This window comes from Vibrio sp. PBL-C16 (assembly GCF_034321865.1).
Taxonomy (GTDB): domain Bacteria; phylum Pseudomonadota; class Gammaproteobacteria; order Enterobacterales; family Vibrionaceae; genus Vibrio; species Vibrio alginolyticus.
The window spans coordinates 2,785,404-2,799,390 of sequence record NZ_JAXLNY010000002.1; the positions used below are offsets into that span (position 1 = coordinate 2,785,404).

General features: G+C 44.9%; 14 protein-coding genes. 9 read left to right on the plus strand and 5 right to left on the minus strand.

From position 1 onward, the window contains the following. Positions 1 to 126: 126 nt before the first annotated feature. Entirely contained in the window at positions 127 to 657 is a 531-nt protein-coding gene (gene ppa, locus UQW94_RS20955) for an inorganic diphosphatase (RefSeq protein ID WP_005379635.1), read from the plus strand. Between the two features lie 73 nt (positions 658 to 730). On the opposite strand, the gene UQW94_RS20960 is transcribed toward ppa, so the two are convergent. The 4 genes from UQW94_RS20960 to UQW94_RS20975 are packed head-to-tail and all read right to left on the minus strand — an operon-like array spanning position 731 to position 7,008. Further along, the gene (locus UQW94_RS20960) at positions 731 to 1,093 is read right to left on the minus strand and encodes a DUF2799 domain-containing protein (RefSeq protein ID WP_017633454.1); all 363 of its coding nucleotides are present in this window, start codon (positions 1,091 to 1,093) and stop codon (positions 731 to 733) included. 49 nt (positions 1,094 to 1,142) lie between these two features. Further along, positions 1,143 to 1,490: a gamma-glutamylcyclotransferase family protein gene (locus tag UQW94_RS20965; protein ID WP_025768359.1), complete on the minus strand. Its 348-nt coding sequence runs from the start codon at positions 1,488 to 1,490 to the stop codon at positions 1,143 to 1,145. 44 nt (positions 1,491 to 1,534) lie between these two features. Beyond that, a complete protein-coding gene (locus UQW94_RS20970) occupies positions 1,535 to 5,299 on the minus strand; it encodes a translocation/assembly module TamB domain-containing protein (protein WP_322142538.1) in 3,765 nt (1,254 codons plus the stop codon). After that, complete coding sequence (locus tag UQW94_RS20975) at positions 5,296 to 7,008, minus strand: autotransporter assembly complex protein TamA (protein ID WP_005379622.1); 1,713 nt, start codon at positions 7,006 to 7,008, stop codon at positions 5,296 to 5,298. The genes UQW94_RS20970 and UQW94_RS20975 overlap by 4 nt, the downstream gene beginning before the upstream one ends. A gap of 167 nt (positions 7,009 to 7,175) precedes the next feature. Here UQW94_RS20975 and msrA point away from each other — a divergent pair, with 167 nt between their 5' ends. Beyond that, positions 7,176 to 7,814, plus strand: coding sequence for a peptide-methionine (S)-S-oxide reductase MsrA (gene msrA, locus UQW94_RS20980; RefSeq protein ID WP_017633451.1), 639 nt, complete (start codon positions 7,176 to 7,178; stop codon positions 7,812 to 7,814). A 70-nt stretch (positions 7,815 to 7,884) separates the two neighbouring features. On the opposite strand, the gene UQW94_RS20985 is transcribed toward msrA, so the two are convergent. Further along, positions 7,885 to 8,085 (minus strand): DUF1107 domain-containing protein, encoded by a 201-nt coding sequence (locus UQW94_RS20985; protein WP_005379612.1) that lies wholly within the window; start codon positions 8,083 to 8,085, stop codon positions 7,885 to 7,887. A gap of 215 nt (positions 8,086 to 8,300) precedes the next feature. Here UQW94_RS20985 and UQW94_RS20990 point away from each other — a divergent pair, with 215 nt between their 5' ends. From UQW94_RS20990 to UQW94_RS21020, 7 genes are all read left to right on the plus strand, one after another. Further along, the gene (locus tag UQW94_RS20990; protein ID WP_005383122.1) at positions 8,301 to 8,852 is read left to right on the plus strand and encodes a YtfJ family protein; all 552 of its coding nucleotides are present in this window, start codon (positions 8,301 to 8,303) and stop codon (positions 8,850 to 8,852) included. 227 nt (positions 8,853 to 9,079) lie between these two features. Further along, on the plus strand, positions 9,080 to 9,379 hold the full coding sequence (locus UQW94_RS20995; protein WP_080996158.1) for a DUF2607 family protein: 300 nt from the start codon (positions 9,080 to 9,082) through the stop codon (positions 9,377 to 9,379). Positions 9,380 to 9,512: 133 nt separating this feature from the next. Next, positions 9,513 to 10,166 carry a zinc uptake protein ZrgA gene (gene zrgA / locus UQW94_RS21000; RefSeq protein ID WP_025768357.1) on the plus strand — a complete coding sequence of 218 codons (654 nt, stop codon included), beginning with the start codon at positions 9,513 to 9,515 and terminating at the stop codon, positions 10,164 to 10,166. A 52-nt stretch (positions 10,167 to 10,218) separates the two neighbouring features. Then, the gene (locus tag UQW94_RS21005) at positions 10,219 to 10,947 is read left to right on the plus strand and encodes an ABC transporter ATP-binding protein (RefSeq protein ID WP_042522447.1); all 729 of its coding nucleotides are present in this window, start codon (positions 10,219 to 10,221) and stop codon (positions 10,945 to 10,947) included. Beyond that, complete coding sequence (locus UQW94_RS21010; protein WP_053306844.1) at positions 10,944 to 12,203, plus strand: ABC transporter permease; 1,260 nt, start codon at positions 10,944 to 10,946, stop codon at positions 12,201 to 12,203. The genes UQW94_RS21005 and UQW94_RS21010 overlap by 4 nt, the downstream gene beginning before the upstream one ends. A 4-nt stretch (positions 12,204 to 12,207) precedes the next feature. Next, positions 12,208 to 12,702, plus strand: coding sequence for a DUF3299 domain-containing protein (locus UQW94_RS21015; RefSeq protein WP_005379600.1), 495 nt, complete (start codon positions 12,208 to 12,210; stop codon positions 12,700 to 12,702). Between the two features lie 322 nt (positions 12,703 to 13,024). Further along, the gene (locus tag UQW94_RS21020; RefSeq protein WP_005379599.1) at positions 13,025 to 13,930 is read left to right on the plus strand and encodes a TIGR03899 family protein; all 906 of its coding nucleotides are present in this window, start codon (positions 13,025 to 13,027) and stop codon (positions 13,928 to 13,930) included. The last annotated feature ends 57 nt before the right edge of the window (positions 13,931 to 13,987 follow it).

Here is a 13,987-nt window from a genome sequence, read left to right on the forward strand (position 1 = left end):
TTCAGACCTTTGTCCAACGCGGCAGGTGTTTACCTGCCGCGTTTTTGTCGCTAAAGTGAAACGCGAATTTATCATCAGATGAAGCCGCTTTTGTGTGGCTCATCGTTAATGAAAAGGAATATTCTAATGAGCTTAAACCATGTACCAGCAGGCAAGTCGCTGCCTGAAGATATCTATGTCGTTATCGAAATTCCTGCAAATGCAGATCCAATCAAGTACGAAGTAGATAAAGACTCTGGTGCTGTATTTGTCGACCGTTTCATGTCTGCGCCAATGTTCTACCCATGCAACTATGGCTACGTGAACAATACCCTGTCTCTTGATGGCGACCCAGTCGACGTATTGGTACCAACACCATACCCACTCATGCCAGGTTCAGTCATTCGCTGCCGTCCTGTTGGCGTTTTGAAGATGACAGATGAATCGGGTGAAGATGCAAAAGTGTTTGCGGTTCCCCACTCAAAAATCTCGAAAGAGTACGAGCACATCCAAGATGTGGACGATATCCCAGAACTACTGAAAGCGCAGATCACGCAATTCTTTGAGCGTTACAAAGAGCTTGAAGCAGGCAAATGGGTGAAAGTGGATGGGTGGGCAGATGTTGCTGCCGCTAAAGCTGAAATCCTAGAATCTTACGAGCGAGCTCAGAAAAAATAAGCATCACTGCTGATACAAAATTAAAAAGAGCTGCTCTAGGGCAGCTCTTTTGCTTTCATCTTACCTGTGTCAACTAGATAGGTGCGCCTGCTGAAGACATTCGTCCAGCGTCGTAGTCATGTTGAAAGAAGGGGTCAACATCATCACAAATGCCAAAATACGGACGCCCGATAACACCGAGCATATAAGCACTTTGCTCACAATACTCTTGCTTGCCTTGCTGGTAACCCGCTTGATAAGCCATTATCAGTTCTGGCGTCGCATGGTTAACATCATCCAGCTTCGCAATTCGCTCCTCAGATAACTCCCGTAATCCATCTAAAGCTGACTGCTTACCAAACACTTGCCAATCGGTCACATTATTCGAAGTCGGTAGTGTTGTTTGTGCGCATGCAGCAAGAAGCAACGCCATTACTCCAATTACGAATGCTTTCATCGTGACTCCTTAGTGTTTAGCTCGTTGCTATTGATAATGTCAGTATAGCTCACACCTTTTGACACCAATCTCCGGAAGCGATTTCTTCGGTTAACTGCTCAGTATCTTGATATAAGTAGATCCAAGCTTGGCCAAAAGGCGTAACGATGCTCTCTCGGCGATATTCCACTGGCACATCTTCTAACCTATCTAGCTCAGATAAGGTTTCATCATCAATCAGATACACTTCACCTTGAATCGAGCGTTGCCCAACAGACAACGCTGGATAAGGGCCTAAGTCATACATTGCAAATTGAGCATCCGTTTCATGTAAACCAAGAAACTGCGCCGAGCGCAAATACTGATGGTTGTACTCTCCCTTGCGTAACGTGCCGTAGACAAAAATCAAATGCTGCATAACCACTCCTTAGTCATGACTGTATATGCTTAGGTTAAAGCACTTTAATCGAACTCAAACTGATAGAGTAGGTCAACGGCGCTATCTACACCAGATACTGCTTCTAAATACAAGTCTTGCATCAATCGGTAACGCACAGTGAACTCACCTAGGGAGTTAAAGATGCCGACACCATATTTCACCTGCAAACCTGGCAGAATATAACCACTCACCGTCACTTGCGAATCATCGCCCGACCCAGCAGTGTCCAGCTGTAAATCTTGTACGCCAAAGGCTTCACCGATTTCACCAACCACACGACCACTCTTCGCCAAGCTTAAACCAATTAAGGTAGTCGTCATTGCATTACCACCGGCTTCACCATCAATATCTTGACCACGAAGTAGATAAGAAAGTGCATTGGCTTGGTTCATCGCGGGCTCTGAGAAAATTTCTATACTCGGATCAGATGCTGGGCCCGACACTTGTACCCCCGCAATGACATCATCTTGGGTATTGTCTGGATTACGAATCGCTTTGATAGACAAGTAAGGTTGATCTGGTGGACCATTCATCAGAATCTTACCTTCTTTAATCAATAAGTCCTGACCAAACGAACGATAAGAACCATCGACAACATTCACTTCACCAACGATGAAAGGACCTTTGTCTTTTTGTGTCACGTTTAGGTTCCCTTTCAACCCACCTTTTAAACCAAAAGCGGCAAGTTGGAAGTCATCACCAATTTTAATGTTGATGTTCGTTTCCACATCAAACGGCATCGCAGCCACATCCTCCACTGGCTGCAAGTTTTTATCAAGAATAACGGTATCACTCGATACGCCTACCGCACTTGGTGGAAGCTCTTCGACGACAATTCTGCCCCATGGCAAATTAATATCACCCTCAATTTTCGCAAGCTGAGGAGTCACATCTATTGTCATGTCAGGCTCCACTTTGATTTTTACCATTGGAGGCACATCAACATTGAGCTCTTTAGCAAATACACGCGCTTTAGTGCGCCAGTTCTGTAAGTCCTGCCAGTCGGCATCACCGGTAACGTTCAACTCACCATCCGGGGTTAAAATTCCGGCATCCAAGTCCGCTTGATGGCCTTTAAAGTTGATGACGACCTGCCCTGAGTTTATATCTATCGGTGTGACTTCACCCTGTAGCTTCATTTGGTCAATCAAGAACTGACCATTAACCTTCGGATGCATGACGTCACCTGATATCGCTAGGTCAGTATTCATGTTTGCTTTAAACAAGCTGTACTCACCAATCAACGGTGCCAAGAAATCCAAGTGGAACGTAGAGAGTGAAACCTTACCATCAATAGTGGGCTTTTCAGTCGAGACATTCAGTAAAGAAACCTTACCAGACAAGTCACCGTTATCTTTCACATCAAATAGCCACTCGGCATCAAGCTTGTCTTTCGCTAATGCTGCTTTAAAGTTGAAGCTTTCCCAACCGACTTTAATTGGCTGTTCAAGCGCTTGTTCAACTTGGCCTTTTGGCATATTGACACTTAAGGTTACTTCAGGCTTTTTCTCTGGTGCCCATTTAGCAAAAGCCTGTGCATTAACCGAGCCTTGCAGCTTGGTTTCTGGCGGCAGGAATTGTTTGATTTGGTCAAAATCAAAATCATTGATGGCTAACTTCGCCTGGCCACTCTTACCGACACTAATGTCTTCGGTTAGACATACGCTCGACTCCGCTTGCAACCAACAATGCGCTTGAACGTTCGCGATCTGTTTGTCGATATTGACCTTCACCGCGGTCGATTTTTGCAACGCCCACGGGCCTTGTTGCGAGCTCAGCGTCAAGCGGCGCAGCGCCCCATCCCAAATCATTTCTGGTTTCTGCTGGAATGTCCCTTCAATTTCTAAACTGGTCGACACCAGGTCAGACACTACATCGAGCGTAAGTTGATGCAGTTTTTCATCCCCAGAGACTTCAAGGTCAGCACTATCAACTTTTATGTCGTCATAGGTAATGTTGTTCGCAATTAGGCTTATGTTCGCTTTTGGTGCTGGCAGAGGCTTCACATCACCCTTTAAGGTGATCGTTTCTACGTTCGCCTGTTGCTGCCAGTTTATCTGATTTAAAGCGAGATCAAGATTGATGTCTGGTTCTTTCAAGCTACCACGTAGTGCGACTTTACCTTGCATTTTACCTGCAAGATCCGGAACACTTTTCGCAAAATCAGGGAAGTTAACCTCAACATCCATCAGAATTTGCTTATCGATCTTACCCTTTGCACTCAGTTGGTTCGGGCCATGAGAAAGCGCTAAACCCTGAGTGGTAAGTTGGATGTCTTCGCCTTTGCCGTTCTTATCAGACGCTTCAAGTTGCCCTTCAACATTCAGCGGATAACCTCGCAAAATGCCGTCAATGTCTAACTTAGGCAAACTGACTTGCCAACCGCCTTGTTCTGTTAACGACCCCGAAGTCGAAAGATTACCGCTAATATCCCCTTCGGCTTCTTTCCATTGTAAACCTGGTTGAATGTTTTTCAGGTTTAAGTCAGCTTGCCAGTTGATTGGCGCGGCCCAATTGGCCATGACTTTCCCAGAGAGTTCGCCCCCTAAGGTTTTCACTACAAGGCTTTCGAGGTCAATTTGCTCTAACGTACCTTTGCCGTTTAGTGCGACATCAACGGCGGGAATATCTTTGCCTGACGCTTTGGTTTCTAATGCGACTTCATAGCCATCAAGTGAGCCTTTTGCCACCAAGCTTGGTACAGAAACCTGGTAATCGCTTTGTCCAAATAGCGGCCATTGCGCCTGTACATTTTTAATCACGACATCAAACGGTAACTGCGTTTTAAGCGGTTGAATATCACCTTTGATCTCCGCTTGTACAAGCTCAGAAAGCGTAGCATTTAGTGACAAATCACCAACCGAACCCGAGACCGAAAGCGACAGTTTTTGTCCCTTCGCATCCGCTTGCTTCACTAACGCGTCCAGTTGCGCTTTGATAGGGTAATCAGAAGAAAGCGTTACTTGTGTGCTCAACTTGCCTTCCACTTCTGGCATGTCGAGCTCTAACGTTTTGACATCAACACGTTCACCGCCTGCTCTTGCAACCAAACCAAGATGATTGACGATCACTGGCGTTTCACCTGCCAGTTTGAAATTGTGAATATCAAGACGACGCGCTTCCACCGTCAGTGGAATCCATACTTCGGGTAACACAATATCTTGCGGCGTAACGTCAGTTTCTTTCGGCTCATCGGCAGCCGCTTCAGGTTCAGCCTCACTTGGTGCTAAAGCCACATTAATGTCTTTCAACGCGGTAGGTGCAATCACCAAACGATCACCCTGCATCGACAAAGCGGTCGAGAATGTTTGCCAATTAATTTGATTGCCCAGCACATTGACATTGATGTCATTAAAGCTGACTTTATTAACAAAAATTGGCACTGGCGTACTGATAGAACGCAGTGGTGGTGTTTCCTCTTGCTCCTCGCTTGCTGGCGGTAGCTCAGGCATCTTAAAGTCAAGCCCCTGCAGTCTTAACTCATCGACACAGACCTTAGGGTCAAAGAAGCAGCGGAAGTTCACTGCCAAAGCTAAACGCTCGACTTTGGCGTCGATATTCAAAGACTCATCGACAAAACTGACGTTATGCAGTTCGAAGCGAGGAAACAATGAACCCTGCACTTTTTCAATCTGCAATTGTGGTAATGCTTTTTCAGCTCCCCACAAGGCAAATTTGAGGCCTGGGTGGGTAAACAAAACTGTCGCGACAATAATGATGAGCAACAGCAATAGACCAATCAAACTGAGCGACAGCCATTTGGTCCACTTAAACATCATTTTGATCATAGCTCAGGCCCCAATGAGAAGTGGATACGAAACTCTCGTTCTGGTTTTGCATCCAACCCCCATGCAAAATCAAAACTAACAGGGCCCACCGGAGACGCCCAGCGGATACCAACACCAGCACCTGATTTCCAATCTGGTGTTTCATTAAACGCATCACCAATATCGTAAAACGTTGCAGCCCACCAGTTTCCATAAACACGATATTGGTATTCTAATGTACTGCTAACAATGTATTTACCCCCCGTCAAAGCACCACTCTCATCCACAGGTGAAATAGATTCATAGCCGTAACCACGAATATTATTGTCACCACCAGCGAAGAAACGCAGCGACGGTGATAGCTTTTCAAGTTCATCGGTAATATTCGCACCACCTTCTAGGCGGAACAAACCACGATGATTCTCTCCAATACCACGAATCCAAGAAGTCGAGCCAATTAAGCGGAGCACTCTAGTTTCAGAAAGCATAGCGGTATCACCATACTCAATAGTGATGCTTTGCTTGTCTCCCCACATTGGCATATTGCCCCCTCGAACCCTAGTCCGAGAAAATGTCGCACCTGGAAGTACGAAGTTGAATTCATCATCTTGTAAACCTTGCGTAAAGCTCTCGTACAAATGACGAACATAAACGGTATTATGCCAACCACCGTCTGCTAACCAATGACGTTCCACTGCAAGGTTAGACTCGATACTCTGCGTGTCACGGTTGTCTAGGTTTTTAAGCCCATATTGAACTTGATAATAATCGTTAGCGACATCTTCTAAAGGAATTTTGTAAGAAGCAGTCACGGTTTGCTCTGGCTTAGATAGGGATAAAGCGGTGTTGAAACTGTGTCCTCGGGAGCTCACCCAAGGTTTCTTCCACTTCAACGTTCCTCGAACGCCAACATCCGTTGAGTAACCAATACCCGTCTCGATCTGATTCTTCGAAGCAGGAGATAAAGACACTTTAATTGGCAAGTCTCGGCCATCATCAAGCCTATCCAATTCAGGCTCAACAAAAACTGAGGAAAACCACTCCGTATTTGATAGCTTCTGGTTAAACTCGCCCAGCTTCGAAACGTTGTATGGGTCCCCTTCTTTAAAAGGTTGTAGTGATGCGACACGGTCTTCCCAGATGTGGTTGCCAATAAAAGAAACGTCACCAAAATTGAAACGTATTCCACTGCTGTAGTGCAAACGGACATTAGCTTCGTTCAGATCAGGGATAACCTCTAATCGACTTAGCGTAAACTCACCATTGAAGTAACCACGCTGAAGCGCCAAGTTACGAATGCCTGACTTAAGGGTGTCGTATTGGCCTTGATTCAAAACTTGACCAACTTTGAGCGGAGAGCGCTCAATAAGTTTTGCAAACTCTTCATCGTCCTTGGCCTCTCCAGTGATGACCACATCCATGACTTTCACTTTCACTGGCAAGCCCGGCTTGATGAGCACAATTAACTCATCATTCGCTTCAGGAATAGAGTATGAAATTTTTGCATGATAATACCCAAGCGCGTTAAGCGCTTCAGTGATACTTTGATCTAATCTCGCTTGAAAACGCAAAGAAGTGGAGTAATCCTTCTCTGGAATAGATGATAGATACGCACTGACATTCTCTTCTAAAGCGCCATCAATGCCTTTCAAAGTCAAAGAAACATCGGCATAGGCACCATGAGAAAAGGCAAACAGGCCAACAATGGTGGGGAGAGCTTTTTTTATCATGCTTTTATGGCTGAATGAGGTTAAGTAAACGTAAATAATGATAACGCCAATTAGATTCTAAGTCTGTAATATTAATAGGTTTAACGCGGTCTATGTCATCACAGCATCAGATACAGACGAAATGAAAAAGTTCGCAAATTTAAGACACGTATTGAAGGACAAATACCATGCTCAACAAACAAACATTGATCAGTATAGAAGATGCCTTGCCAGGTAGAGATCAACCAATGCAGATTGACGATCATCATTTTGTAAATAAATCTAACCTAAAGGCGCCTCTGACGTCACACCAACAGCAGATCTTGCTCGGAATGGGCTGTTTTTGGGGCGCTGAGCGCGTATTTTGGCAACTCGACGGCGTTGTATCTACTTCGGTCGGTTACGCTGGGGGGTACACACCCAATCCCACCTATGAAGAAGTCTGTACGGGTAAAACGGGTCATACAGAAGTCGTACGAGTCGTTTTCGATGAACGCGTCATCTCATTAGAAAAGCTACTGGCTGTTTTTTGGGAAAAACACGACCCAACTCAGGGAATGCGTCAAGGTAACGACTTAGGTACTCAATATCGTTCTGCAATTTACACTTATTCGACGGAGCAACTCGAGAGCGCAGAGAAATCGAAACTCTTGTATCAGCAAGCACTGCAAGAAGAGCAACGCGCGAACATCACCACCGAAATACAACCAGCAGGCCCGTATTACTTTGCGGAAACCTACCACCAGCAATATTTGGCGAAAAACCCTGATGGTTACTGTGGCATCGGAGGAACGGGAGTTTGCTTCCCACCAAGCCTCCAAGGATAAACCTAACCAGCAACAAAAAGAGCGACCGATATGGTCGCTCTTTTCTAAATCTAAGTGGGTACCAAGCTAACTAAGCCGATAATGATGCTATCACTTGGTTGACTTCTTTAAAGATGGTGAGCCTTTTATGATCGTTGACGTCAGGTAGTAACACTTTGCCATTGTCGAACTGAAAACAGCCAACCCCAACAATAAAAAATTGACCTTTGAACAACGTTTTAACAAAACGGGCCACTTGTAATGGTCGATATACAGCAAACTCACGTAGCATAACTCACCTCAATTCCTTTGAGAAAACACGGATTGCTTATTTTTCCTCTGCAATCTTAATGCGCAATTTGCGACGGAACTCATTTTAGCAAATTCTAAATACAACGCAAGATTACACCACTCCATACGTTAAATAAATGTTATAAACGGTCCTACAAATTTCTAAGATCTGGATATATACTGGAAGCTTCCAAACCTCGTACGGAATATAACAATATGAAAACTAAGACTCTCCTACCTCTACTACTGGCCTTAACGCCAAGCTTGACCTTTGCACACAACTTGTCAGTAGGAAAAAGCGTTCCTCCTGTCAATGTTGCCGCTTACGGCGAGATTGTTTTACAAGGCGAAGGCGTTGCATACCAACCCTGGGCAACTCAACATATGCAAGGCAAAGTTCGTGTTATTCAAGCCATCGCAGGCCGTAGCAGTTCAAAAGAGATGAATGCCCCTTTAATGTCGGCAATAACAGCGGCAAATTTTCCACAAGAAAGCTACCAGACGACGACTATCATCAACCAAGATGATGCAATTTGGGGGACAGGCTCTTTCGTGAAGTCTTCAGCTCAAGACAGCAAAAAAGAGTTTCCTTGGTCATCCATGGTTCTTGATGAAAATGGCGTAGTTGCTAATACTTGGGACCTGAAAGAAGAAAGCTCGGCCATTATTGTTCAAGACAAAACGGGCAAAGTTCTGTTTGTCAAAGAGGGCGCACTTGAGCAAGATGAGATAACAAAAGTCATTGAGCTTATTAAACAGAACATCTAGCTTCATTGAATGGCTCCTTGTTCCTGTTGTAAGGAGCTATATGAATTTGATTAGAAGCATGGGCAGTGATAACTCTGCTCTTTATAAGTGCGACACTTCCATCAGAGAGTATTACCAATATTTTTCGGCACGTATGTGTTGAGTTAAATTTTTCTGCTAGCCAACAAAAGAGTGAACTTTTATTCATTATGGGTGTTATATTATAACAGTCGGTAAGAGGAGCTCAGATGTACCACCACCAGCAAAAAATACTAAGATATTGGTATCGCACTGCTTTATTTTTCAGTGTTGCGTTGCTGATCGCTTGGAACTTTGCGGTTGTACTTCATCAAGTCGATCTGACGCCCGACCATCATACCCATCATCATTGCCAATTATTTTCTGGTGTTCAGCACGGTATAGCAAAGGTACAACCTACCCTTTCTACACCGACTTTTACGCGCGCCCAGCATCATCATGTTTTTTTGCATCTCGTGTACGGCGAAGAAGTTCTTGGCGCTGCTCGTGCCCCTCCTTATTTTGCTTAATTTCCAAACTATTCCACACTCAAAATTATTGAGTTCATTTCCGCACCTAGTGTGTCAGGAATAATAACTTAGTGAAACTCGAATCTGAGCAATACCGCCTTTGGTTAATGCCAGTAAAATTAGGAAAAATACAATGTCATCAAAACACGTTTTAGCCCTTGCTATTGGCCTCACTTTATCAACAGCAGCGAATGCAAACGAATACCGCCAGCATGGTGCTCATGTGCATGGTCACGTCGAGTTTAATATCGCCCAAGATGGCAAAGATCTGTTAGTAGAGATCACAGCTCCTGGAGCTGATGTTGTGGGTTTCGAACATGCTCCAGAAAACGCACAACAAGAGCAAGCGCTTAAACAAGCCGTCGCTACACTCGAAGACAGCAACGCATTGTTCGCTATTAACTCACAAGCTGATTGTAATGTTGAAGAAGCTTACGTGAGCCACAACCTAAGCGAAACTCATGAGGAACATGATCATAGTGAGCACGACCATGATGACCATGCACATCACGATCATGAAGGACACGAACACCATGATCATAATGAACATCATGATAAACATGACCACCATGACGATCATGATGAGGCGCACGATCATGGCGGTCACGGTGAATTTTCGGTGCAATATCGCTTCAATTGCGAACAAGTTAATCAGCTTAGCCAAATCCAAACCGATTGGTTTAACCAATTCCCAACTACAGAGTCCATCAGCGTCAATATATTCACTGATACCATGCAATCAGCAATTAAATTAAGCAAAGATAACACCCAAATCGTAATCAAATAACACGAGTGGCGTGTAAGTACCCACTTACACGCCACAGCTTTGGTGATTTAATATGACTGAAACCACACCAAATGTTGTCGAGCTAGAGGATGCCCAATTTTTCTGGCCCGGTTCAACCAACGCGACCATCCACATCCCCAAATTACACATTACACAAGGCGAACATGTGTTTATCAAAGGTCCAAGTGGCTGCGGTAAATCGACCTTGCTCGCTTTGTTGACGGGGATTAACACATTAACTTCAGGCTCTCTATCTGTACTCGATACTGACCTTGCTAGTTTAAGTGCCAGTCAGAGAGACCGCTTTCGCGCCAATCATATTGGCTACATCTTTCAACAGTTCAATTTATTGCCGTACCTTAACGTACTTGAAAACGTATTATTGCCATGTCAGTTCAGTAAAATACGACGTGACCGTGCCCATTTAGGTGCCTCATCTCAAACGTTAAATGAACAGGCTCAGGCCCTACTAGAACGACTGCACTTGCCAAACGAGCTTCATACACGCCCTGTCTCTGAATTGAGTATTGGTCAACAACAACGTGTGGCTGCGGCTCGAGCTCTGATAGGACATCCAGAGTTAGTGATCGCTGACGAACCAACCTCAGCTTTAGACTATGACAATCGTAAAGCATTTATTGAGCTCCTTATGGAGCAAGCGAATCAAGCCAATGCCACACTGGTATTCGTTAGCCACGACCCAACACTCGAACCCTTATTCGATCGCACGCTCAATCTACCCGACATTAATCAAGTATCTAGCCTAGGAGCCATATCATGAGTGCTGTTGTAAAGCTCGCCTGGAAAAGCTTGATGAACCGCAAAGCGACGGCAATTCTAACCATCATGACCGTTGCGATTTCAGTGGTACTCCTCTTGGGCGTCGAGCGTATCCGAACTCAAGCCAAGGATAGCTTCGCCAATACAATTTCAGGCACAGACCTCATTATTGGTGGACGCTCTGGGCAAGTGAACCTATTGCTCTATTCTGTGTTTCGTATTGGTAATGCGACCAACAACATCGATTGGAAAAGCTACCAAGAGTTTGCCAATCATCGTTCAGTCGATTGGGCTATTCCAATCTCGCTTGGCGACTCGCATAAAGGCTTCCGAGTTATGGGAACCAATCACAGTTACTTTGAGCATTACAAGTTTGGAAGTAAGCAACCACTAACATTTGGCAAGGGTAGAGAATTCAATGGTTTATTTGAAACCGTGCTAGGTTCTGATGTCGCTAAACAACTTGGTTATGATATCGGTAGCGAAATCATCATTGCCCACGGCATTAGCGACGTTGGCTTTAGCCGTCATGACAATCTGCCATTTAAAGTTGTCGGTATCCTTGCTCCTACAGGAACACCAGTCGACAAAACTGTCCATGTATCATTGGAAGCCATCGAAGCCATTCACGTCGGATGGGAAAGTGGTGCGCGTTTGGGCCCGACACCCAAGGCACAAGATCTCAAAAACAGAGACTTTCAGCCCAAACAAATTACCGCTATGCTCGTTGGTTTGAAATCTCGTATTCAAACTTTCGCCCTGCAAAGACAAATTAACACCTACCCCAAAGAGCCGCTCAGCGCCATTATGCCCGGCGTTGCGTTGCATGAGTTATGGGGAATGATGTCGGTTGCAGAGCAAGCCCTAATGGCAGTATCTGGTTTTGTCGTGATCGCAGGGTTGCTAGGTATGTTAAGCAGTCTATTAACTAGCCTACAGGAACGCCGCCGTGAAATGGCGATTTTGCGTGCCATGGGAGCAAGGCCTCGTCATGTTTTCTCACTCTTAATTAGTGAAGCCAGCTTGCTTACTGCTGCTGGTATTATTACTGGCGTTACTGGGCTGTATGCCATTCTTGCTATCGCGCAGCCGATCATCCAACAGCACTATGGAATACATCTCACCTTAAGCATCTTATCTACTTATGAGTGGATGCTATTAGGTTTCGTACAATGCGCTGGTATTGTGATTGGTTTCATTCCCGCACTCCGCGCCTACCGACAGTCACTGAGTGACGGAATGACAATAAGGATTTAATAAAATGTGGAAAAAAATACTCGCAAGTTGCTTGCTGGTCGTCGCATTCACAGCGCCTGTTATGGCCAGCGAAGAACCATTAAAGCTTGACTGGATTGACCTTGTTCCAGAAAAAGAGCGTAAATTGTTCGACAGTATAGGCATGCCCGCATCTGATCACAGTGGTGGCGCAGCCCAGCAGTCCAAGATTGGTAACGTTCGACCAGAACTGAACGGAAGCCAAGTTAAAATTCCGGGGTTTGTTATCCCACTTGAAGGTGATGCCGATACCGTCACCGAATTTTTATTGGTGCCATATTTTGGAGCTTGTATTCACGTGCCACCACCGCCTCCAAACCAGATCATTTACGTGAAGTTTCCGAAAGGCGCGCCTGTTCAAGAGTTGTGGGATGTTATATATGTGGTTGGAACGTTGAAAACCGAGACGATAAACCACGAACTGGCAGAAACGGCTTACGTTATTGAGGGATCAGAAATAGAAGCCTACGACGATATGTAATTTAAGTCGTCGATAAGCCTCGCTACACCTAAGGCGTCACACTGGCGCCTTTTTTAGCTTTGTGCTACACGATATAACGAGATAAATACGCTAATACGCCCACATAAATAACCAAAAGAAACGCTATCGACAGGTGCTTTTTGAGTTTACCTGCTTCTGAGAACTTCATAGCCCCTCCAAAATAACGATAACAATTTTAACAACTCATTATCATTTTGAATAGCCCTATTCGTTCAAAAACTGAGAACTCCTGTCTGGTCGCTTGGTCAGATAAGGTGTAAATTTAAACGTGCGAACCACGCAGTTCTTGGTAGGAAAACGAATGGCAGACCCGACAAAGCAACCTGTTGTCATCGAACATCAGTCAGACACAAAAAAAAATACGCAACAAGAAAAGAAACAAGGCTACATAAAAGACAGTGCTAGTAAGGTAAAAACCATAGCCCAAATACACGGTCTTGACGCCTTACTGCAAACCGAACCGCCAGCCAAATCTGCGTTTGAAAGAGCCCAATTGCGAGAGCAACGACGCCAAGAACAGCGACAAAAAAACTTAGAACAGATTTTAAAATTAGCGCACAGTTCATGCCGAGATGAGACAGCGGGAGAGCCAGACCAAGATTGGTTGCATCGATTTTTTGAGATGGCTCAAGACATCCATAACAGCGCGATGCAAAAGCTATGGGCTCAAGTGATGAAGCGTGAAGTGACCAATCCGGGCTCAACATCCATGAAAGCGTTGAAAACCCTCAAAGATATGTCACCAAAGGAAGCACAAACTCTGCAAAGAGCCGCCTCTTTAGCGTGCAGTTTTGGAGGGGATCACAGCAGAAAACTGTTGATTGGTTACAAAGCGCAAGGAGGCATATTTAGCTTCGGCAAGCGAGACGTCGCCAACAGCCTAAATATGGGAAGTTTTCAACTGCCGTATTCAAGCTTGTTGCTCTTAATTGAATTAGGGCTGCTGCACAGTGCCGAACTTGAATCTGGCGAAATTAGTATCGAGACACCGTTGGTCCTCACCTACCAAGGTAAAAACTTGTCACTGAACGTAAACAGTAAAGGTGTCCGCCTTTTATATTACCGCTTCACACCCACAGGTAATGAGCTCTGTACCTTGCTCGGAAACAAACCACATGCCGAATACTACGATCAAATGCTTGCACTGTTAAATCATAGATTTAGTGTCCATAGTGAAGCTAAAAGTACGGTTCATCATACCGTCTAGCCAGCTTGAGAAGCATTTGATCACCTATGATCCAAATACTTCTCAAGCAGCTCAAAG

Bases quoted from the DNA above. Each gene is read 5' to 3' on its own strand.
- ppa (WP_005379635.1), top strand. From the start codon at position 127: ATGAGCTTAAACCATGTACCAGCAGGCAAGTCGCTGCCTGAAGATATC.
- UQW94_RS20960 (WP_017633454.1), bottom strand. From the start codon at position 1,093: ATGAAAGCATTCGTAATTGGAGTAATGGCGTTGCTTCTTGCTGCATGC.
- UQW94_RS20965 (WP_025768359.1), bottom strand. From the start codon at position 1,490: ATGCAGCATTTGATTTTTGTCTACGGCACGTTACGCAAGGGAGAGTAC.
- UQW94_RS20970 (WP_322142538.1), bottom strand. From the start codon at position 5,299: ATGATCAAAATGATGTTTAAGTGGACCAAATGGCTGTCGCTCAGTTTG.
- UQW94_RS20975 (WP_005379622.1), bottom strand. From the start codon at position 7,008: ATGATAAAAAAAGCTCTCCCCACCATTGTTGGCCTGTTTGCCTTTTCT.
- msrA (WP_017633451.1), top strand. From the start codon at position 7,176: ATGCTCAACAAACAAACATTGATCAGTATAGAAGATGCCTTGCCAGGT.
- UQW94_RS20985 (WP_005379612.1), bottom strand. From the start codon at position 8,085: ATGCTACGTGAGTTTGCTGTATATCGACCATTACAAGTGGCCCGTTTT.
- UQW94_RS20990 (WP_005383122.1), top strand. From the start codon at position 8,301: ATGAAAACTAAGACTCTCCTACCTCTACTACTGGCCTTAACGCCAAGC.
- UQW94_RS20995 (WP_080996158.1), top strand. From the start codon at position 9,080: ATGTACCACCACCAGCAAAAAATACTAAGATATTGGTATCGCACTGCT.
- zrgA (WP_025768357.1), top strand. From the start codon at position 9,513: ATGTCATCAAAACACGTTTTAGCCCTTGCTATTGGCCTCACTTTATCA.
- UQW94_RS21005 (WP_042522447.1), top strand. From the start codon at position 10,219: ATGACTGAAACCACACCAAATGTTGTCGAGCTAGAGGATGCCCAATTT.
- UQW94_RS21010 (WP_053306844.1), top strand. From the start codon at position 10,944: ATGAGTGCTGTTGTAAAGCTCGCCTGGAAAAGCTTGATGAACCGCAAA.
- UQW94_RS21015 (WP_005379600.1), top strand. From the start codon at position 12,208: ATGTGGAAAAAAATACTCGCAAGTTGCTTGCTGGTCGTCGCATTCACA.
- UQW94_RS21020 (WP_005379599.1), top strand. From the start codon at position 13,025: ATGGCAGACCCGACAAAGCAACCTGTTGTCATCGAACATCAGTCAGAC.